This is a genomic window from Nocardioides sp. P86 (assembly GCF_023712465.1).
Lineage (GTDB): Bacteria > Actinomycetota > Actinomycetes > Propionibacteriales > Nocardioidaceae > Nocardioides > Nocardioides kribbensis.
The window spans coordinates 766195-784820 of record NZ_JAMAYE010000002.1 but is presented as its reverse complement, the minus strand read 5'-3'; the positions used below and the strand labels follow the sequence as shown (position 1 = coordinate 784820).

Annotated in this window: 20 protein-coding genes; 13 read left to right on the top strand and 7 right to left on the bottom strand. The window is 74.8% G+C overall.

Annotated features, from left to right (window positions below; translation table 11 throughout):
* Positions 1-2: 2 nt before the first annotated feature.
* Positions 3-1019, top strand: coding sequence for a hypothetical protein (locus tag M3673_RS11205; RefSeq protein WP_251533722.1), 1017 nt, complete (start codon positions 3-5; stop codon positions 1017-1019).
* Between the two features lie 15 nt (positions 1020-1034).
* Here the strand turns inward: M3673_RS11205 and M3673_RS19660 are convergent, their stop codons facing one another.
* Positions 1035-2162, bottom strand: a complete 1128-nt coding sequence (locus M3673_RS19660) for an endonuclease/exonuclease/phosphatase family protein (RefSeq protein WP_193661203.1) — start codon at positions 2160-2162, stop codon at positions 1035-1037.
* 83 nt (positions 2163-2245) lie between these two features.
* Between M3673_RS19660 and M3673_RS11195 the strand changes: the two genes are divergently transcribed.
* The 4 genes from M3673_RS11195 to M3673_RS11180 all read left to right on the top strand — a co-directional run bounded on the left by M3673_RS11195 (position 2246) and on the right by M3673_RS11180 (position 6207).
* Complete coding sequence (locus M3673_RS11195) at positions 2246-2839, top strand: MaoC family dehydratase (RefSeq protein ID WP_324251266.1); 594 nt, start codon at positions 2246-2248, stop codon at positions 2837-2839.
* A gap of 51 nt (positions 2840-2890) precedes the next feature.
* Positions 2891-4855: an NAD-binding protein gene (locus M3673_RS11190; protein WP_251533720.1), complete on the top strand. Its 1965-nt coding sequence runs from the start codon at positions 2891-2893 to the stop codon at positions 4853-4855.
* A 74-nt stretch (positions 4856-4929) separates the two neighbouring features.
* On the top strand, positions 4930-5484 hold the full coding sequence (locus tag M3673_RS11185; protein WP_228943028.1) for a histidine phosphatase family protein: 555 nt from the start codon (positions 4930-4932) through the stop codon (positions 5482-5484).
* 72 nt (positions 5485-5556) lie between these two features.
* A complete protein-coding gene (locus M3673_RS11180; protein ID WP_056863993.1) occupies positions 5557-6207 on the top strand; it encodes a DUF6758 family protein in 651 nt (216 codons plus the stop codon).
* Positions 6208-6234: 27 nt separating this feature from the next.
* Here M3673_RS11180 and M3673_RS11175 read toward each other — a convergent pair whose 3' ends face one another.
* Positions 6235-7506 (bottom strand): YibE/F family protein, encoded by a 1272-nt coding sequence (locus M3673_RS11175; RefSeq protein ID WP_251533713.1) that lies wholly within the window; start codon positions 7504-7506, stop codon positions 6235-6237.
* 59 nt (positions 7507-7565) lie between these two features.
* Here M3673_RS11175 and M3673_RS11170 point away from each other — a divergent pair, with 59 nt between their 5' ends.
* Positions 7566-8447 carry a PHP domain-containing protein gene (locus M3673_RS11170; protein WP_056863994.1) on the top strand — a complete coding sequence of 294 codons (882 nt, stop codon included), beginning with the start codon at positions 7566-7568 and terminating at the stop codon, positions 8445-8447.
* 9 nt (positions 8448-8456) lie between these two features.
* Here the strand turns inward: M3673_RS11170 and M3673_RS11165 are convergent, their stop codons facing one another.
* Positions 8457-9242 carry an SDR family oxidoreductase gene (locus tag M3673_RS11165; protein WP_193661199.1) on the bottom strand — a complete coding sequence of 262 codons (786 nt, stop codon included), beginning with the start codon at positions 9240-9242 and terminating at the stop codon, positions 8457-8459.
* Between the two features lie 148 nt (positions 9243-9390).
* Here M3673_RS11165 and M3673_RS11160 point away from each other — a divergent pair, with 148 nt between their 5' ends.
* Together M3673_RS11160 and M3673_RS11155 are read left to right on the top strand one after the other, a co-directional pair.
* Entirely contained in the window at positions 9391-10179 is a 789-nt protein-coding gene (locus M3673_RS11160; RefSeq protein WP_251533711.1) for a ParA family protein, read from the top strand.
* Position 10180: 1 nt separating this feature from the next.
* A complete protein-coding gene (locus M3673_RS11155) occupies positions 10181-10861 on the top strand; it encodes a L,D-transpeptidase (protein ID WP_251533709.1) in 681 nt (226 codons plus the stop codon).
* A gap of 67 nt (positions 10862-10928) precedes the next feature.
* Here M3673_RS11155 and M3673_RS11150 read toward each other — a convergent pair whose 3' ends face one another.
* Positions 10929-12461, bottom strand: coding sequence for a DEAD/DEAH box helicase (locus M3673_RS11150; protein WP_193661196.1), 1533 nt, complete (start codon positions 12459-12461; stop codon positions 10929-10931).
* Between the two features lie 177 nt (positions 12462-12638).
* On the opposite strand from M3673_RS11150, the gene M3673_RS11145 reads away from it, so the two are divergent.
* A complete protein-coding gene (locus M3673_RS11145; protein ID WP_251533707.1) occupies positions 12639-13370 on the top strand; it encodes a ferritin-like fold-containing protein in 732 nt (243 codons plus the stop codon).
* Positions 13371-13385: 15 nt separating this feature from the next.
* Here M3673_RS11145 and M3673_RS11140 read toward each other — a convergent pair whose 3' ends face one another.
* The 3 genes from M3673_RS11140 to M3673_RS11130 all read right to left on the bottom strand — a co-directional run bounded on the left by M3673_RS11140 (position 13386) and on the right by M3673_RS11130 (position 14627).
* The gene (locus M3673_RS11140) at positions 13386-13685 is read right to left on the bottom strand and encodes a hypothetical protein (protein ID WP_193661195.1); all 300 of its coding nucleotides are present in this window, start codon (positions 13683-13685) and stop codon (positions 13386-13388) included.
* 52 nt (positions 13686-13737) lie between these two features.
* Positions 13738-13959, bottom strand: coding sequence for a DUF3107 domain-containing protein (locus tag M3673_RS11135; protein WP_056864000.1), 222 nt, complete (start codon positions 13957-13959; stop codon positions 13738-13740).
* An 80-nt stretch (positions 13960-14039) separates the two neighbouring features.
* Positions 14040-14627 carry a TetR/AcrR family transcriptional regulator gene (locus M3673_RS11130; RefSeq protein ID WP_056864596.1) on the bottom strand — a complete coding sequence of 196 codons (588 nt, stop codon included), beginning with the start codon at positions 14625-14627 and terminating at the stop codon, positions 14040-14042.
* A gap of 272 nt (positions 14628-14899) precedes the next feature.
* Between M3673_RS11130 and moeZ the strand changes: the two genes are divergently transcribed.
* From moeZ to M3673_RS11110, 4 genes are all read left to right on the top strand, one after another.
* Positions 14900-16117, top strand: coding sequence for an adenylyltransferase/sulfurtransferase MoeZ (moeZ, locus tag M3673_RS11125; protein WP_193661194.1), 1218 nt, complete (start codon positions 14900-14902; stop codon positions 16115-16117).
* Positions 16118-16324: 207 nt separating this feature from the next.
* Positions 16325-17227, top strand: a complete 903-nt coding sequence (locus M3673_RS11120) for a hypothetical protein (protein WP_251533705.1) — start codon at positions 16325-16327, stop codon at positions 17225-17227.
* A gap of 86 nt (positions 17228-17313) precedes the next feature.
* Positions 17314-18240, top strand: coding sequence for a hypothetical protein (locus M3673_RS11115; RefSeq protein ID WP_251533703.1), 927 nt, complete (start codon positions 17314-17316; stop codon positions 18238-18240).
* Positions 18241-18287: 47 nt separating this feature from the next.
* Entirely contained in the window at positions 18288-18626 is a 339-nt protein-coding gene (locus tag M3673_RS11110) for an MGMT family protein (RefSeq protein ID WP_193661192.1), read from the top strand.

The window sequence follows — 18626 nt, the reverse complement described above, 5'->3', positions numbered from 1 at the left end:
ACATGGCGCAGCGGGTGGTCCTCCACGTCGGTCTGATGAAGTCCGGCACGAGCTTCGTGCAGGACCTGCTCTTCGCCGCCAAGGCGGAGCTGGGTGCGCACGGCGTGCTCGTGCCGGGCGCGGGCTGGGGCCGCCAGGTCGCCGCGGTCAAGGACGTGCTCTCCTCGAGCCCCGGGCGCCCGTGGCGCCGGATGGTCGACGAGATCGACGGGCACGAGGGCACCGCGGTGGTGTCCATGGAGTTCCTCGGCCCCGCGGGCCCCGACCAGGTCGACCGCGTGGTGGGAGCCTTCGACGGTGCCGTCGTGGACGTGGTGGTGACCGCCCGCGACCTCAACCGGTCCGTTGCCTCGCTGTGGCAGGAGACGATCCAGAACGGCCGCAGCTGGGGCTGGGACGAGTACGTCGCCGACGTGGCCGCCAAGCGGCCCGGGCGCGGCGCCGGGGTCGCCGACCGGGTCACCGCAGGAGGCACGTTCTGGCGTCAGCAGCACCTGCCGCGCGTCGTCGACTCCTGGTCGCGCGCGGTCGGGCACGACCACGTGCAGGTCGTCACCGTGCCGGGGCCCGGCGCACCCCGCGACACCCTGGCGCACCGCTTCGGCGAGGTCCTGGGCGTGGCGGTGCCCGTCCACGAGGGCACCGGTGGCGCCAACGCCTCCCTCGGGCTGACGTCGACCCTGGTGCTCCAGCGCGTCAACCAGCTCCTCGACGCCCAGGGCCTCACCTTCCCGACCGGGGCCAGGCTGCGCAAGCAGGTGCTCGCCAAGACGGTGCTGGCCGCGCGCCGGGCCGAGGAGCCGCGCCTGGGTCTGCCGGTGGCGCCGTGGGTGGTCGAGCAGGCGGCCGACACCGTGGCGGTGCTGCGGGACGCCGGCACGAGGCTGGTCGGCTCCTGGGAGGACCTGACCCCCGTCGAGGTCCCCGGGGTCCACCCCTCCAGCATCGACGCCGTCGAGGTGGGCGAGGCCGCCCTGGTCGCGCTCGCGGGTCTCGTGGCCTCGCAGGTGGTGGACTGACGCCGACGCCGGGTGTCAGCAGGTCTCGACGACGCCCTGCACCTGGTAGGTCGTGCGCACGGGCCGGTGGTCGGACAGGGTGACGGCCGGCACCGAGCTCGCCAGGGGCGTGATGCCCGACCCGCCGTGCAGCAGGTAGTCGATGCGGCCGCGCAGGTTGACCGAGGGGTGCGTGAAGCCGGGCCCGGCGCCCGAGGAGGGCCAGCTGTCGACCATCGTGGCCGCCAGCGTGCGCATCGGCGCCGAGGTCGGGTGCGCGTTCATGTCGCCGCCCAGGACCTTGGGCAGCGGGTCGGCGGCCATGACCTGGTTGATCGCACGGGCCTGGGCCATCCGCGAGGGCTCGGAGCGGTTCTGCAGGTGGGTGCTGTAGAGGCTCACCGGCACGCCGTCGACGTCGATCGTGGCGTGCAGCAGGCCGCGCTGCTGCATGCCCTTGCCCGGCAGGAACGGGAGCAGGCGGTTGGCCGACTCCTCGATGGGGAAGCGCGAGAGGATCGCGGTGCCGTACTGACTGCCCCCGCTGCGCAGCACGTTGGCCCCGAAGGCGTTCTGCATGCCCAGCTGCGCGCCGAGGATCCCGGGCTGGTCGGTGCGCCGCGAGAAGGCACGGTTGCGGTCGACCTCCTGGAGCAGCACGACGTCGGCGGCGGTCGCGGCGATCGCGCGGGCGTAGTCGTCGAGCTGCAGTCCTCGTCCGCTCGCGAAGCCGGACTTGATGTTGTAGGACAGCACGGTCAGCTCGCGCTCGACGGTCTCGGGCTGGCAGGTCGTGCGCTCCTCGACCTGGCGCGCGAGGCGTCGCACCGGCAGGGCCGTCTGCCGGTCGGGCACGGCGGTGCCCGGCTCCAGGGCGGCGCGCAGCTGCCGGGCCCGCTGCCCGGGGGCGGGCTCGATGGCGGCGGGGGCCTCCAGCACGTCCTGGGTCGGGCGCGTGGTGGCCGCCACGGGAGCGGTGGGCGTGGTGCCGGCCTCGGCCGCGCGCAGGTCGGCGCCGCCGTCGTCACCGGGGGGCAGCCCGCCGGTGAGGGCCAGGACGAGCGCCACGCTGGCCAGCACGGCCGCCACCGGCAGCAGCGTCAGCAGGGGACGCGGGCCCGGCGCGAGGTGGCGGGGGTCGTCGGTCGGCGGGAGGGACGGCACGGGGGAAGTGTAGGCGGCTCACCGCCGGGGCGTGACGAAACCCACGGCGGGCACCCGGCCGCCCGGGTGCGGTGTGCGCCACCATGGCGTGCGACACCGCGAGCGGGTGCACGACGACGCCCGACGCCCGAGCCAGAGGAGAGCCCATGCAGTTCGGCCGCAGCTACGAGGAGTTCGAGGTCGGAGCGACCTACAAGCACTGGCCCGGCAAGACCGTGACCGAGTACGACGACCACCTGTTCTGCCTGCTCACGATGAACCACCACCCGCTGCACCTCGACGTCAACTACGCCGGGGAGACCACGCAGTTCGGCAAGAACGTCGTCGTGGGCAACTACGTCTACTCCCTGCTGCTGGGGATGAGCGTGGCCGACGTGTCCGGCAAGGCGATCGCCAACCTCGAGGTCGAGTCGCTGCGCCACGTGGCGCCCACCTTCCACGGCGACACGCTGTACGGCGAGACCACGGTGCTGGGCAAGACGGAGTCGACGAGCAAGGACGACCGTGGCGTCGTCCACGTCGAGACCATCGGCTACAACCAGGACGGCAAGGTCGTGTGCGTCTTCCGGCGCAAGGTGATGGTGCCGAAGGAGAACTACCTCACGCAGCGCGGTGGCGAGCAGCCCGGGCGCCCCGTGCCGCAGCCGGACAAGAACTGGGCCGGACCACAGGCCTGACCCACGGCGTTCCGCTGCCGGCGACGGGCGGGGTGGGGCACCATCCCCACCATGGCCCGCTCCGCACCACAGCTGAGGCGTCGCACCGCCGCGCCCACCGCCCGGGTGGCCGGGACCGCCCCGGCCACCCGGCGGGGCACCCGTCCGCCCCGGCCGGGCGAGCGCCTGCGCTACCGGTTCGACAACTCGATGGCCCGCGGCACGCCGGCGCTGGTCGGCTGGCTGGCCGCGGTCACCGCCGTGCTGGTCGTGGCCTTCGCCGCGGCCGTCAGCCTCCTGGGCCTGCGCGGCGCCGACGACCCGGTGGCCGACCGCAGCTTCGCCGACGAGGTCTTCTCCGCCCTGCTGCACGCCCTCGACCCCGGCACCGTGGCGGGGGAGGAGCAGGCGCCGTGGCGGCTGGTGGCCGCCATGCTCCTGCTCACCCTGGCCGGGCTCTTCGTGGTCTCGGCCCTCATCGGCGTCATCGCCGCCGGGATCGACGCGCGGCTGGCCGACCTGCGCCGCGGGCGCTCCATCGTGCTCGAGCGCGACCACACCGTGGTGCTCGGCTGGTCGGACTCGGTGTTCACGATCCTGCGCGAGCTGGCCCTGGCCAACGAGAGCCGGCGACGACCGGTGGTGGTCGTGCTCGCCGACCGCGACAAGGTCGAGATGGAGGACGAGATCCGCGCCAAGGTGCCCGACCTGCGCGGCACGCGGGTGGTGTGCCGGTCGGGCTCGCCGATGGACGTCGACGAGCTCGCGGTCAGCAGCCACGCCACGGCGCGCTCGGTCATCCTGCTGGCGCCCGACTCCGACGACCCCGACAGCGAGGTCGTCAAGACCCTCCTGGCGCTGACCCACGAGGGCTCCGAGGGGCCCCGGATCGTGGCCGAGATCCGCGACCCGTCCAACCTCGAGGTCGCCCGGCTCGTCGGCGCCCGGCGCACCTCGCTGCTCGACATCCGCGAGACGGTGGCCAAGCTGGTCGTGCAGACCTCGCGCCAGTCCGGCGCCGCCGCGGTCTACACCGAGCTCTTCGACTACGACGGCGACGAGATCTACTTCCTCGCCGACCACGGGCTGGCGGGCGCGACGTACGAGGAGGCGCAGCTGTTCTACGAGCGGGCCACCGTGATCGGCCTGCTGGACGGCGGTGTCACGCGCCTCAACCCGCCGCCCTCGGCCCTGGTCGGCACGGCGACGCTCATCGTGGTGGCCGAGGACGACGGCGTGCTCGCCGGCGCCGAGGTCGCCCGGACCCGTCCCGACCCCGCGGTGCTCGGCGTCGAGGACGGCACCGACGCCCACCCCACACGGGCCCTGCTCCTGGGGTGGAACGAGCGCGCCCCGATCATGCTGCGCGAGCTCGACCACTACGCCGAGCCGGGCTCGACGCTGACCGTGGTGACCACCCACGGCGAGCCGGTGCTGCCCGCCGACCTCGAGCACCTCGCGGTGAGCGTCGTGCGCGCCGGCACCACCGACCGCGCCGTGCTGGAGCAGCACGTCGTGGAGGGCCTCGACCAGGTGCTGGTGCTGTGCTACTCCGACCACCTGGACGCGCAGGCCGCCGACGCCCGCACGCTGGTCACGCTGCTGCACGTGCGCGACATCCTCTCGCGCCGGGAGCACCAGACCGCGGTGGTCAGCGAGATGATGGACGACCGCAACCGCCTGCTCGCCCAGGTCGCCGACATCGACGACGTCGTGGTGAGCGGCGAGATCGTGAGCCTCATCGTCACCCAGCTCTCCGAGGACGGTCGGCTCGAGGACGTCTTCGCCGAGCTGCTCGGCTCCGAGGGCAGCGAGGTCTACCTGCGCCCAGCCCACTGGTACGTCGCACCCGGCGCGCCGGTCGCGTGGGCGAGCGTGGTGGCCGGTGCGTCGCGCCGCGGCGAGACCGCCCTGGGCTGGACGTCGACGGCGCTGGCCGTGCGGGGCGAGGACTTCGGGGTCCGGCTCAACCCGGCCAAGTCCGACCTGCTCACGGTGCTCCCCGGCGACCGCGTGGTGGTGCTGGCCGAGTCGTGACCGCCCGTGACCGCTCCGGGGCCGCTCCGGGGCCGCGTCGGGGCCGCCTCGGGGCCGGCTGACAGGATGACGCCATGGGCGACGTCTGGCTGGTGCGGCACGGGGAGACCGAGTGGAGCCGGGAGGGTCGGCACACCTCGACCACCGACCTGCCGCTGCTGCCCGAGGGCGAGGAGGTCGCGGCCGGCCTCGCCGGGCGGCTGCGGCGCGACTTCGCCCTGGTGCTGAGCAGTCCGCGGCTGCGCGCGCGGCGCACGGCGGAGCTGGCCGGCTGGGCCTCGGCCGAGGTCGACGACGACCTGCGCGAGTGGGAGTACGGCGACTACGAGGGCGTGACCACCCCCGCGATCCGCGAGGACGTGCCGGGCTGGACGGTGTGGACCCACGGCTGCCCCGGCGGCGAGGACGCCTCGGACGTGTCGCGGCGCCTCGACCGGGTCGTGGCGCGGGCGCGGGGCGTCGACGGCGACGTGCTGCTCTTCGCCCACGGCCACTCCCTGCGCGCCCTGGCGGCGCGGTGGCTCGACCTCCCGGTGGCCGACGGCCGGCTGCTGCGCCTCGACACCGCCACGGTCTCGGTGCTCGGCCACGAGCGGGAGACCCCCGTCGTCCTGCGGTGGAACGCCTGAGCGGCGCTTGACGGCTCTTGACGGCCCTTGACAGGCCTTGACGGCGGGGCCCGAGGCGGTCACCGTGGCTGCGTGCCGCTCTCCGCAGCCTGCCCCCGCTGCCCGGCCCCCGTCGCCCCGCTGCCCGCGGAGCAGGGCCCAGGGCTCTGGTCCTGCCCCGAGCACGGCGCCGCCGCACCGCTGTGGCGCCCCTCGGAGGTCGGCTACGCCGACTTCACCGACCACCTCGAGATGGCCGGCGACCTGCCCAGCCTCCTGCCCTGGCCGCTGGGTCCCGACTGGTCGGTGACCGGCTTCGGGGTGGTCGCGGCCCGACCCGGGGCCGCGCGGGCGGTGCTCACCGCCTGCACCGGCACCACGGAGGCCGACGGCCCGGTCGACGTCGTGGTCGTCACCGAGGAGGCCGGCACCGGCCTCGGGGCGCGCGTGGCGGGCGCACCCCACACCGACCCGGGCTACGAGATCGGGGGAGCCGCGCCGGTGGTGCGGCTGCGCGTCGAGGGCCAGCAGGTGCCGCTGTGGGCGGTCTCGACCAGCGCGGCCGACGGCGAGTGGGACCGCTCGGTGCTCGCGGGGGAGGCCCACGGGAGGTGGCTGTGGGTGGTCGTGCGGCCCGCGCCGGCGGTGCTCCTCCTGCACGGCGAGTGGCACCTGCGCGACGTCTCCGCGCTCGGCCCCGGCCTGGTCGAGCTGCCCTTCGGGGGGCCGGCCCCCGCCTGGTGAGCCGTAGCGGGGGCAGCAGGGGGCGGGTCAGGCGTCCTCGGGCACCACGGCCCCGCCGACCGTCAGCGCCGCGACGGCCGTGGTGAGGGGCACGGCCAGCACCAGCCCGACCGCGGAGGCCAGGGTGCGCACGATCTCCACCCCGATGGACTCGTCGGCCAGCAGCTCCAGGAAGGGCCGGTCGTAGAGGCTGAGCAGCATGAGCACGGCCAGGCCGGTGCCGGCGTAGGCGAAGACGATCGTGTAGATCGTCGAGGCGATGTGGTCGCGCCCGATGCGCATGGCGCTGCCGAAGAGCTGGCGCCGCGAGAGCTCCGGCGCCGCGGCGCGCAGCTCCCACACCGCCGAGGACTGGGTGATCGTGACGTCGTTGAGCACCCCGAGCCCGGCGATGATCACCGCGCAGGCCAGCACGCCCTGGCTGTCGAGGGCGGGGGCGTAGGTCGCGAGCACCTCCCCGGTCTCGTCGCTGATGCCCGAGAGCCGTGCCGCGCCGACCGCCCAGACGCCGAGGAGGGCGGTGGCCCCGATGCCGGCCAGGGTGCCGAGCAGGGCCGCGCTGGTGCGCAGCGAGGGGCCGTGGGCGAGGTAGAGGACGACGTACATGATCGCGGCGGAGCCGACGGCGGCCACGGCCCAGCCCGACCCGCCCGCGAGCAGCGCCGGCAGCAGGAAGCGGGCGATGACCAGCGCGGCCAGGCCCAGGCCGACCAGCGCGAGGAGTCCGCGCAGCCGGGCCACGAGGCCGACCAGCACCACGAAGGCGCCCGCGAGCAGCCCCAGCGGCAGGGTGCGCTCGACCCCGGCGAAGCCGTAGCCCACCTGGCCGTCGGGCGTGCTGGAGGCCGGCAGCCGGATGAGACGGACCGTGTCGCCGGGCACGAGGCCCGAGCGGCCGACGTAGGGCGGGACGCCGAGGGTGACGTCCTCGCCCCCGACGTCGGCGGTGAGGGTGTCGCAGTCCTCCGGCGGCGGCTCGCGCGAGCCCTGCTCGCCGTCAACCAGCACCGGGCAGGAGGGACCGACGTCGACGACGGGGGCGGTGAGGGTGGTGGTGCCGCTGCGCAGGAAGTCGACCTCCTCGGGCGCGTCGGAGGCCGCGGGCCACAGCACGACCAGGCCGACGAGGGTGACCACGGCGCCCACGGCGAGCAGGCCCAGCAGCACCGCCCGCGCCCGCAGGCCCACGTCGAGCGCCGGGGGAGGTCCGCCGTGGGAGTGACCGTGGCCCGACTCCACGGCCGCGGCGGTGGCGGCGGGGGAGCGGGGCGGCGTGCGGTCGGCTCGGTGACTCCCCATGGGCGTCATCATGCCCGGACGCGACGGCCCTGTCGGTGGGGTGGTCCTAGGGTGGGGGCGTGCGCATCGACCTCCACACCCACTCGCGGGCCAGTGACGGCACCCAGTCGCCCGACGAGCTGGTGCGGGCGGCGGCGGCCGCCGGCCTCGACGTGGTGGCGCTCACCGACCACGACACCGCCGAGGGCTGGGCCGAGGCCGAGCGCGCCGCCGCCGACGTCGGCATCGGGCTGGTGCGCGGCATGGAGATCAGCACCCGCCACGAGGGCCAGTCGGTGCACCTGCTGGCCTACCTGCCGGACCCGACGTACCCGCCGCTGGCCGAGGGGCTCACCCGCATCCTCGAGGGGCGGGTGTCGCGCGTGCCCGACGTCGTGGCCCGCCTCAACGCCCTCGGCATCGAGATCACCGAGGCCGACGTTGCCGCCGTCTCCGGCGACAGCGCCGCCAGCGGCCGGCCCCACGTGGCCGACGCCCTCGTGCAGCGCGGCGTCGTCGGCGACCGCACCGAGGCCTTCACCCGCTTCCTCAACCCCGGCCGTCCCGCCTACGTCGACCGCTACGCCGCGCCGCTGACCGACATGATCGACGCGGTGGCCGGCGCGGGCGGGGTCAGCGTGATCGCCCACCCGTGGGGCCGGCGCAGCGACGAGCGCCCCGACGCGGCCACCCTGGCGGCGCTGGCCGAGCGCGGCCTGGCCGGCATCGAGGTCGACCACCAGGACCACGCGCCAGCGGCCCGGGAGCGGCTGCGCGCGATCGCGACCGACCTCGGCCTGGTCGCCACCGGGTCCAGCGACCACCACGGCACGGGCAAGGTCGACCACGACCTGGGCTGCCACACCACGCCCCCCGAGCAGCTGCACCGCCTGCTCGAGCTCGCGGCCGCGGCCGCGGCCCGCTCGGGCCGCGCGACCCCGCAGCCGCTCCTCCTGCCCTGACCGGGCCGGTCAGCGCCGGCCCAGGCCCTGGAAGCGCTGCAGCACGCCGCCGGGCACGACCCGGGCCAGCGCGGTGATCGCCTTGTACTGCGCGCTGGGCACCGAGAGGCTGCGGCCGCGGTCGTAGTCGGCGAGCGCGTCGCGCACGAGCCGGTCGGCCTCGAGCCACAGCAGGTCGGGCGCGGAGCCGCGCGAGACGTCCATGCGCGCGTGGAACTCGGTCCTGACGAAGCCCGGGCACAGCGTCATGACCCGCACGCCGCGCGGGGCGTACTCGTGGGAGGCCCAGGCCCCGAACTGGTTGACCCAGGCCTTGGCGGCCGAGTAGGTGCCGCGCGGCAGGAAGGCCGCGACGCTGGAGACGTTGACGATCCCGCCGTGGCCACGCTCGGCCATCGGCCCCAGGGCGGCGTGGCTGAGCCGCAGCACCGCGGTGACGAGCACGTCGAGCATCGCGGTCTCGGCGTCGGCGGAGTTGTCGAGGAAGCGGTGCTTGAGGCCGAAGCCGGCGTTGTTGACCAGCAGCTCCACGGGGCGTGCGGGGTCGGCCAGCCGCTCCTCGACGCGGAGCAGCTGCCCGCGGTCGGCGAGGTCGGCGGTGAGCACCTCGACCGCCACCCCGTGGGCGGCGCGCAGCTCGGTGGCGACCCCCTCGAGGCGGGCGGTGTCGCGGGCGACGAGCACGAGGTCGTGACCGCGGGCGGCGAGCTGCTCGGCGAAGGCGCGGCCGATGCCGGCGGTGGGTCCGGTGACGAGGGCGGTGCCCGCGGGGCGGTCGGGCTGCGGGGAGGACATGGCGACCAGTGAAGCAGGTGCGGGGCAGCAGGCCGACGACAGCAGGCCGGTGACAGCAGGCGGGTGACAGCAGGCCGGTGACAGCAGGCCGGTGACGGCAGGCGAGCGTCCGACACGGGCGGGCCCGCGTCCGGCATGATGGTCGGTGATGACCACGACACTCGCGATCGCCAACCAGAAGGGCGGCGTCGCCAAGACCACCTCGGTCGCCTCCATCGGTGCGGCGCTCGCCGAGCTGGGCCACGCGGTGCTGCTGGTCGACCTCGACCCCCAGGCCTGCCTGACCTTCTCCCTGGGCATCGACCCCGAGGTGCTGGAGCTGTCGGTGCACCACGTGCTCACCCAGGGCGTCGACCCGCTCGAGGTCGTCATCGAGACCGACGACGGCGTCGACCTGCTGCCGGCCACCATCGAGCTGGCGCGGGCCGAGGCCGACCTGTTGACCCGCACCGGGCGCGAGCACGTGCTGCGCGGGGTGGTCGAGGCCCTCGAGGAGGCCGACGCCGGCTACGACTGGGTGCTGCTGGACTGCCCGCCCTCGCTGGGGGTGCTCACCGTCGCCGCCCTCACCGCCGCCGACGGGGTGCTGGTGCCGCTGCAGTGCGAGACCCTGTCGCACCGCGGCGTGGGCCAGCTGCTCGACACCGTGCACGACGTGCGCCGCTTCACCAACCGCGACCTCGAGGTCTGGGGCGTCCTCCCCACCCTCTACGACGGGCGCACCAACCACGCCCGCACCGTGCTCGAGACCATCTCGCAGACCTACGACCTCGAGGTGGTCGAGCCCCCCATCCCCAAGACGATCAAGTTCGCCGAGGCGCCCGCCGCCGGCCGCTCCATCCTGGCCACGAGCCGCACGAGCAAGGGCGCCCAGGCCTACCGCGCCGTCGCCGCCAACCTGGTGACCCGCTCGCAGCGCCCGAGGGCGACGGCCTGAGATGACCGGCCGGCGGACCGGGAGCGGCCGGGGCGGCCCTCGCTACGGGCGCCTCGCCGCCCTCGGCTCCTCGCTCCTCGTCACGGCCGTGGCCGTCCTCGGCGGCACGGGCGTGCTGCCCTCGTCGGCCGAGGAGGAGGCGCCGGTCGTCGCCCTCGAGAGCGCTCCACCGCGGGCGGGGGCCGAGCCGGAGCCGGAGGCCGAGGACCCGGCGGTGGCCGGCGCGCCCGCGGCCGCGTGGGGTGAGGGCGCCGCCGCGCTGCGGCGGGCGATGGACACCCTGCCCGCGCGCTCGGGCAGCGGGCGGCGCGTGGTCTTCAGCGAGTCGCGCCAGCGCGTCTGGCTGGTCGAGGGCTCCGGCGCGGTGGCGTCGACGTACCTGGTCTCGGGGAGCCTCACCGACAACCTCGACCCCGGCACCTACGAGGTGTGGTCGCGCTCGCTCGACGCGATCGGCATCGACGACTCCGGCACGATGCGCTACTTCGTGCGCTTCACCCGTGGCCCGAGCGGTGCCGCGATCGGCTTCCACGACATCCCGGTCGACGACGGCGAGCGCGTGCAGAGCCGCCTCGACCTCGGCACCCCCCAGTCGCACGGGTGCATCCGGCAGCAGCGCTCCGACGCGCGGCTGATGTGGGCCTTCGCGCCGCTGGGCACCGAGGTCGTCGTCACGGCCTGACCGGCCTGCACCCGGAACGCCGCACGGCCCGCCGGCGGACCGGCGGGCCGTGCGTGGTGCTGCTGGCTCAGGCGGTCTCGGCCGCGGCCTGGGCCGAGCCCTCGCCCTGGCCGCCCTGGCCGGAGCCGCCGCGGCTGCGGCGGCGGCGACGGGTGCGGGGAGCACCGCCCTCGGCGGAGCCCTCGGGCGCGTCGGTGGCGGGGCCCGTCGTCGGCGCGGCGCCCGCAGCGGAGCCACCGGAGTCGCCACCGCGCGAGCGGGTGCGGCTGCGGTTGCGCGCGGGGCGGTCTCCGCGGTCGCCCCCACGGTCGCTGCGCTCGCCGCCACGTCCACCGCGGTCGCCGCCCCGCTCCTCGCGGGGCTTGCGCTCGACCGGGGCGGGGTCGACGACGCGGCCCTTCGTGCCGGCCGGGATGCCGAGGTCGGTGTAGAGGTGCGGAGAGGTGGAGTAGGTCTCGGCCGGCTCGTCGAAGGGCAGGTCGAGGGTCTTGTTGATCAGCTTCCAGCGCTGCACGTCGGCCCAGTCGACGAAGGTGATCGCCGTGCCGGTCGCACCCGCCCGGCCGGTGCGGCCGATGCGGTGGACGTAGGTCTTGTCGTCCTCGGGGCAGGTGTAGTTGATGACGTGGGAGACGCCGCGCACGTCGATGCCGCGGGCCGCGACGTCGGTGGCGACGAGCACGCGGATCTTGTCCTCGCGGAACTTGGCGAGGGCCTTCTCGCGGGCGACCTGGGCCATGTCGCCGTGCAGCGGGCTGGCGCTGAAGCCGCGCTCGGCGAGGTCGTCGGCGATGCGCTGCGACTGCCGCTTGGTGCGGGTGAAGACGATGATCTTCTCGGCGTCCTCGGCCTGGAGCACGCGCCCGATGATCTCGGGCTTGTCGAGGTCGTGGGCCTGGTAGATGAACTGCGCGGTGGCCGGCACGAGGGTGGTGTCGTAGGAGGACTCGGCGCGGATGTTCATCGGGTGGCGCATGTGGGTGCGGGCCAGGGCGACGATCGCGGAGGGCATGGTGGCCGAGAACAGCATGGTCTGGCGGGTCTCGGGGGTCATCCGCAGGATGCGCTCGACGTCGGGCAGGAAGCCCAGGTCGAGCATCTCGTCGGCCTCGTCGAGCACGAGGGCGTGCACGTGGGAGAGGTCGAGGGCCCGGCGGTTGGCCAGGTCGATCAGTCGCCCGGGGGTGCCGACGACGACGTCGACGCCGGCCTCGAGGGCCTCGAGCTGGCCGTCGTAGCCCACACCGCCGTAGACGGTGAGGACGCGCAGGCCGCGGTCCTTGCTGGCGATGGCGAGGTCGCTGGAGACCTGGAGGGCCAGCTCGCGGGTGGGCGCGACGATGAGCGCCTGCGGCTTGCCCTGCGGGATCTCGGCGTAGTCGGGGTCCTTGGGGGCGACGCTGCGCTGCAGCACCGGGATGCCGAAGGCGAGGGTCTTGCCGGTGCCCGTGCGGGCCTGGCCGATCAGGTCGGTGCCCATGAGGGCGACCGACAGCGTCATCTCCTGGATGGCGAAGGGGGTGGTGATGCCGGCGCGCTCGAGCGCGTCGCAGATGTCGGGGAGGACCCCGAGCTCTCGGAACGTGGTCAGTGGTCTCATCGCTTTCGTGAGCCCGGCGCGGGTGAGGGGCCGGGAGTCCGGATGCGGCGGACTCGTCGGGCTGCCCCAGTCAGCGGTGCAGGTAGCTCTCGACAGCGTCAGCCGCGCACATACGTGGGCCGCTCGCGCCCGGCGGGCACGGCGCCCTGCGCCCGAGTCTATCGGTAGGGTGCGACCATGCCCCCATCGACAGACCGGCCGGGCCCGGCCGGCGCCCCGGGCGGCGAGGACACCCCGCTCGCGCTCGACGACCCTGCCTACCGCGAGGCCGTCGTCGAGCTGCTCGGGGCCATCGCCTACGGCGAGATCTCCGCCTTCGAGCGGCTGGCCGAGGACGCCAAGCTGGCCCCCCGGCTGGAGGACAAGGTGGCGGTGGCCGGCAAGGCCGCGGCGGAGTTCACCCGCGTCGCCCCGCTGCACGAGCGGATCACGGCGCTGGGCGCCGACCCGTTCGCCGCGATGGCCCCCTTCCGCGAGCCGATCGAGCTCTTCCACGAGCACACCGCGCCGGCCGACTGGTACGAGGGTCTGGTGAAGGCCTTCGTCGGCGACGGGCTGGCCGACGACTTCTACCGCGAGATCGCCGCCTTCCTCGACACCGACACCCGCGACCTCGTGCTGGCCTCGGTCGAGGAGACCGGTCACGCCGCCTTCGTCGTCGACCGGGTGCGCGCGGCCATCGCCGCCGACCCGCGCCTCGGCGGCCGGCTCGCGCTGTGGGGTCGTCGGCTCATGGGGGAGGCCCTCACCCAGGCCCAGCGCGTGGCCGCCGAGCGCGACGCCCTGTCGTCGCTGCTCGCCGGCGGCGCCGACGTGCCGGGGCTCGACCTCGCCGCCATCGGGCGGATGTTCACCCGGCTGACCGAGCGGCACACCGAGCGGATGGCCGAGCTCGGCCTCGAGAGCTGAGCGAGGTCCGGGCGCTCAGCGAGCGGCGCGGTGACGCGTGCGCTCACCGCGCAGCAGGGCGAGGGTGAGCGACACCCCGATCGCCGAGGCCGCGAGCTGCCAGGCGTGGCGCCACCAGTCGAAGCCGGTCACGGCCCGGTCGTAGACCGCGCCGTGCGCCAGGGTGCCCAGGGCCGCGGCGGCGATGCCGGCCAGCACGACCAGCCACAGCGGGGAGTCGTCGCGGCCACCCCGCGCGACCCAGAGCGCCAGCAGCGCCACGACGGTGCCACCGACGAGGGACCACAGGATCGCATCGACGTCCACGACGCTCATGGTCCTCCTCCGTGGGGGGCCGGGGCAACGGGCACCCGGCCCCTCCTCGCGATCAGCTGCGGAAGCCGACCTGTCCGGCGACGCTGTTGCCGATCTCGACGTAGGCCAGCTTGGCGGCGGGCACGATGACCGTGCGGCCCTTGCTGTCCCGGAGCGTGACGACGCCACCGGCGTCGACGGCGGTGGCGACGAGCTGTCCGATGGCCTCGGCGCTCTCGTCGGTCTCCACGACCAGCTCGCGTGCTGCCTGCTGGATGCCGATCTTGACCTCCACGGGTCCTCCTGTGAGTCGTCTGGGTGGTGCGGTGGGGTGTGCGGGGACGTGCAGGCTCGATGCTCCCACCCGGGTGGGGATCAGGCCTCGTCGGCCTTGGGGTAGCCCCGGATCCCGCGCCAGGCCAGGCCCGCCACGAGCGCCGCGGCGTCGGGTCGGTCGATGCCGCCGGCCTCGGTGAGCCAGAACCGCGCGCTGACCTGCGCCATTCCCACCAGCGACACGGCCAGCAAGCGCGAGGCGGGGTCGGGCAGCGCCGTGTCGTCGCGGATCACCTCGGCGATGAGGGTGGCGCACTCGGTGGTCACGCGGTCGACGTGCTCGCGCACGGCGGGCTCGTTGGTGAGGTCGGACTCGAAGACGAGCCGGAAGGCGCCCGACTCGGCGGCGACGTACTCGAAGAACACGTCGATCGCGGCGGCCACGCGCTGCTTGTTGTCCTGTGTGGACAGCAGCGCCTGGCGGCAGTTGTCGATGATGGCGTCGCAGGAGGAGTCCAGGAGCGCGAGGTAGAGGTCGAGCTTGCCGGGGAAGTGCTGGTAGAGCACCGGCTTGGAGACCCCGGCGCGCTCCGCGATGTCGTCCATGGCGGCGGCGTGGTAGCCCTGCGCCACGAAGACCTCGAGGGCCGACCCCAGCAGCTGGGTGCGACGCTCGCGACGCGGCATCCGGCCCCCGCGGGGACGGGCCTGGTCGACGTCGGCGCGCGCCGTGTCGGAGGGGTGCTGGCCTGTGGTCACGCGGTGCTCCTGCTCGCTGAGGTCCCGCGGCGCCCGGCGCCGCACTCGTGCAGGGCGCGATGCTACCCGCAGGTCACCTCGGTCCGGATGACGGGACGCGGCGCGGCAGCCGCCCACCGGGCCGGGAGCATGGCCGGGAACACGCGTGGGCGTCGGAGCGTTCTGACCCTCGTCCACCACCGACCGTCCGAGGAGCCCCTGTGTCCTTCCCAGCTCTCGTGGAGCCGGCCCCCGAGCTGACCATCGACGAGGTCCGCCGCTACAGCCGCCACCTGATCATCCCCGACGTGGGGATGACGGGGCAGAAGCGCCTCAAGAACGCCAAGGTGCTCGTGATCGGCGCCGGCGGCCTCGGCAGCCCGGCCCTGCTCTACCTCGCCGCTGCCGGCGTCGGCACCCTCGGGATCGCGGAGTTCGACGAGGTCGACGAGTCGAACCTGCAGCGCCAGATCATCCACACCCAGTCCGACATCGGGAAGTCCAAGGCGGTCTCCGCCAAGGAGTCGATCGCCGAGGCCAACCCCTACGTCGAGGTCGTCCTGCACGAGGAGCGCCTCGACAACGACAACGTCATGCAGGTCTTCGAGGGCTACGACCTCATCGTCGACGGCACCGACAACTTCGCCACCCGCTACATGGTCAACGACGCGGCGTACTTCCTGGGGATCCCCTACGTGTGGGGCTCCATCTACCGCTTCGACGGCCAGGCGTCGGTCTTCTGGCCCCAGGCCGAGCTCGAGGACGGCACCAGCGCCGAGGCGCCCTGCTACCGCTGCCTCTACCCCGAGCCCCCGCCGCCGGGCATGGTGCCCAGCTGCGCCGAGGGCGGCGTCCTGGGCGTGCTCTGCGCCGCGATCGGCTCGATCCAGGTCAACGAGGCCATCAAGGTGCTCACCGGCATCGGCGACCCCGCCGTCGGCAAGCTGGTCATCTACGACGCCCTCGAGCTGGAGTGGCGCAAGCTGAAGGTGCGCAAGGACCCGAACTGCGCGCTGTGCGGGGAGAACCCCACCGTCACCGGCCTCATCGACTACGACGCCTTCTGCGGCGCCATCTCGGAGGAGGCCGCCGACGCCGCCGCCGGGTCGACCATCTCGGTGACCCAGCTCGAGCACATGCTCAAGGAGCGCGAGGAGGGCAGCCGCGACTTCGTCCTGGTCGACGTGCGCGAGCCCAACGAGTACGAGATCAACAGGATCCCCGGCTCGGTGCTGATCCCCAAGGGCGACTTCCTCAACGGCTCGGCCCTCGAGCAGCTGCCGTCGGACAAGCAGGTCGTCATGCACTGCAAGTCCGGCGTGCGCTCGGCCGAGACGCTGGCCATCGTCAAGGGTGCGGGCTACTCCGACGCCGTGCACGTGGGCGGCGGAGTCGTGGCCTGGGTCAACCAGATCGACCCGAGCCAGCCGTCGTACTGACCTCCGGCGCACCCGCCGGGTGAGCCTTCAGCGGCGCCCGTCCCCGGCCCGGGGGCGGGCGCCGCTGCGCGTGCGGACCCCAGCGCCGCCTGGCCCGTCCGGGCCAGGCGCGTGACCCGGACGGGCCATGGTCGTTGGAGGAGTACCCAACCGTGTCGTGGGTCACCTCCGCGTGGCCGCGACCCACCACAGGAGGCACCCAGCCCGATGAGGACCCCGACCCCCCGCACCACCCGCCCCGGCTCGCGCCGGGCCGCCGCCGTGGCCCTGCTCGGCAGCGCCGCGCTCGGCACCGCCCTGGCCACCTCGACGACCGCGTCGGCGCAGACCGACCCCGGCGCCTTCGCGCCCGCCGCCGAGGCCACCATCACGCCGGGCACCCAGATGTACACCGAGGGCGCCCAGTGCACCTCCAACTTCGTCTTCGACGACGCCGCCGGCAACCTCTACGTCGGCTACGCCGCCCACTGCGCCGGCACCGGCGCGGCCACCGACACCGACGGCTGCCTCGCCGACTCGCTGCCGCTGGGCACCCGCGTCACCTTCAACGAGGGCGGCAGCCTGCTCGGGGAGGGCACCCGGCTCGGCGCCGGCACCCTCGCCTACTCCTCGTGGGACACCATGGACCGCATCGGCACCAGCGACGCCAACACCTGCGCCTACAACGACTTCGCCCTCGTGCGGGTCGACGCCGCCGACGTCGGCAAGGTCAACCCCTCGGTGCCGTTCTTCGGGGGCCCGACCGGCATCGACACCGACGGCACCGCCGCCGGCGACCGGGTCCACTCCTACGGCAACTCGAGCCTGCGCGGTGGCCTCGAGCTGCTCTCGCCCAAGACCGGGGCGAGCCTGGGCGACGACCCGGCCACCGACGGCTGGACCCACCCGCTCTACACCGTCACCCCGGGCGTGCCCGGCGACTCGGGGTCGGGCTTCCTCAGCGCCGACGGCACCGCGGTGGGCACGCTCTCGACCCTCGGCCTGGCGCCGCTCCCGGCCTCGAACAACATCGGCGACCTGGCCAAGGAGCTGGCCTTCGCCCAGCAGCACTCCGGCATCGACGGCCTCGACCTCGTGCTCGGCACCGAGCCCTTCGAGCCGGTGCTCTGAGGCCGGTGCCCCGAGGCGGCCAGCCGCCGCCGATCCGACGACCCCGTCCGCGTAGCCGGACGGGGTCGTCGCTCGTTGGGGGGGGCATGTCCCTCTCCCGAGCGAGCCTGCGTCCCTCCCGCCCCGCCCTCGCCCCGGCGCTCGCGACGGGCCCCCTGCTGGCCCTGCTGGCTCTGCTGGCGCTGTTGGCCCTGGTCGCCGGCCTGGTGGCCACCCCGGGCGCCGAGGCCGCCGACCGGCGCGCGCGGGTCACCTCCTGGGCGCCGGCGGAGACCGCGACCATCCACCCCGGCGTGCAGATGTTCACCTCCGGTGCGCAGTGCACCGGCAACTTCGTCTTCACCGACGCACGTGGCGGGGTCTACGTCGGCTACGCCGCCCACTGCGCCGGCCTCGGCGAGGCCACCGACACCGACGGCTGCAGCACCGCCTCGGTGCCGCTCGGCACGCGGGTGCGCTTCGCGACCGGCGCCACGCTCGCCGGGGGCGGCACCACGCTGGGGCGCGGCCGCCTGGCCTACTCCTCCTGGCGGGCGATGCGCGCCGCGGGCACGAGCAACGCCGACGCCTGCGCCTTCAACGACTTCGCGCTGGTGAAGGTCGACGCCGCCGACGTGCGTGAGGTCAACCCGTCGGTGCCGTTCTCCGGGGGCCCCGTGGGCCTGGCCGACTCCTCGCCGGCGGCCGGCGAGGTGGTGCGCAGCTACGGCCAGTCGAGCCTGCGCCCGACCACGCTGCTCTCGCCCAAGGTGGGCACGTCGCTGGGCGCGACCAGCCCGTGGAGCTCCGACGTGCTGACGCTGACGCCCGGTGTGCCGGGCGACTCGGGCAGCGGCTTCCTCGACGCCGAGGGCCGGGCCTTCGGCACGCTGTCGACGATCGCGCTCGCGCCGCTGGCCGGCACCAACGGCCTGGGCGACCTGGCCCGCGAGCTGGCCTTCGCCCGGCGCACGTCGGGCATCGAGGGCCTGCGGCTGGCCCCCGGCACCGAGCCCTTCCGCCCGCCGCTCTGATCCCGGCCCGGGCACGGCTCGGACCCCCGGCGCGCCACAATGGCGGGGTGCGCCACCCCGAGGACTACGTCGAGGCCGTGCTGGCCTGCGTCGAGCAGGTGCCGCCCGGGCGGGTGACGACCTACGGCTCGATCGCCGAGGCGGTGGGGCGCTTCGGCCCGCGGCGGGTGGGCAACGTGATGGCCGAGCACGGCGGTCCGGTGCCGTGGTGGCGCGTCGTGCGCGCCGACGGCACGCTGCCGCCGAGCCACCAGGGGGAGGCCGTGGCGCGCTACCGCGAGGAGGGCACCCCGACCCGCAGCACGGGGGCCGGCGCGCTGCGCGTCGAGCTGGCCTCGGCGTACTGGAGGCCGCCGGACTGCTCCGGTGGACACCGGATCGGCTGA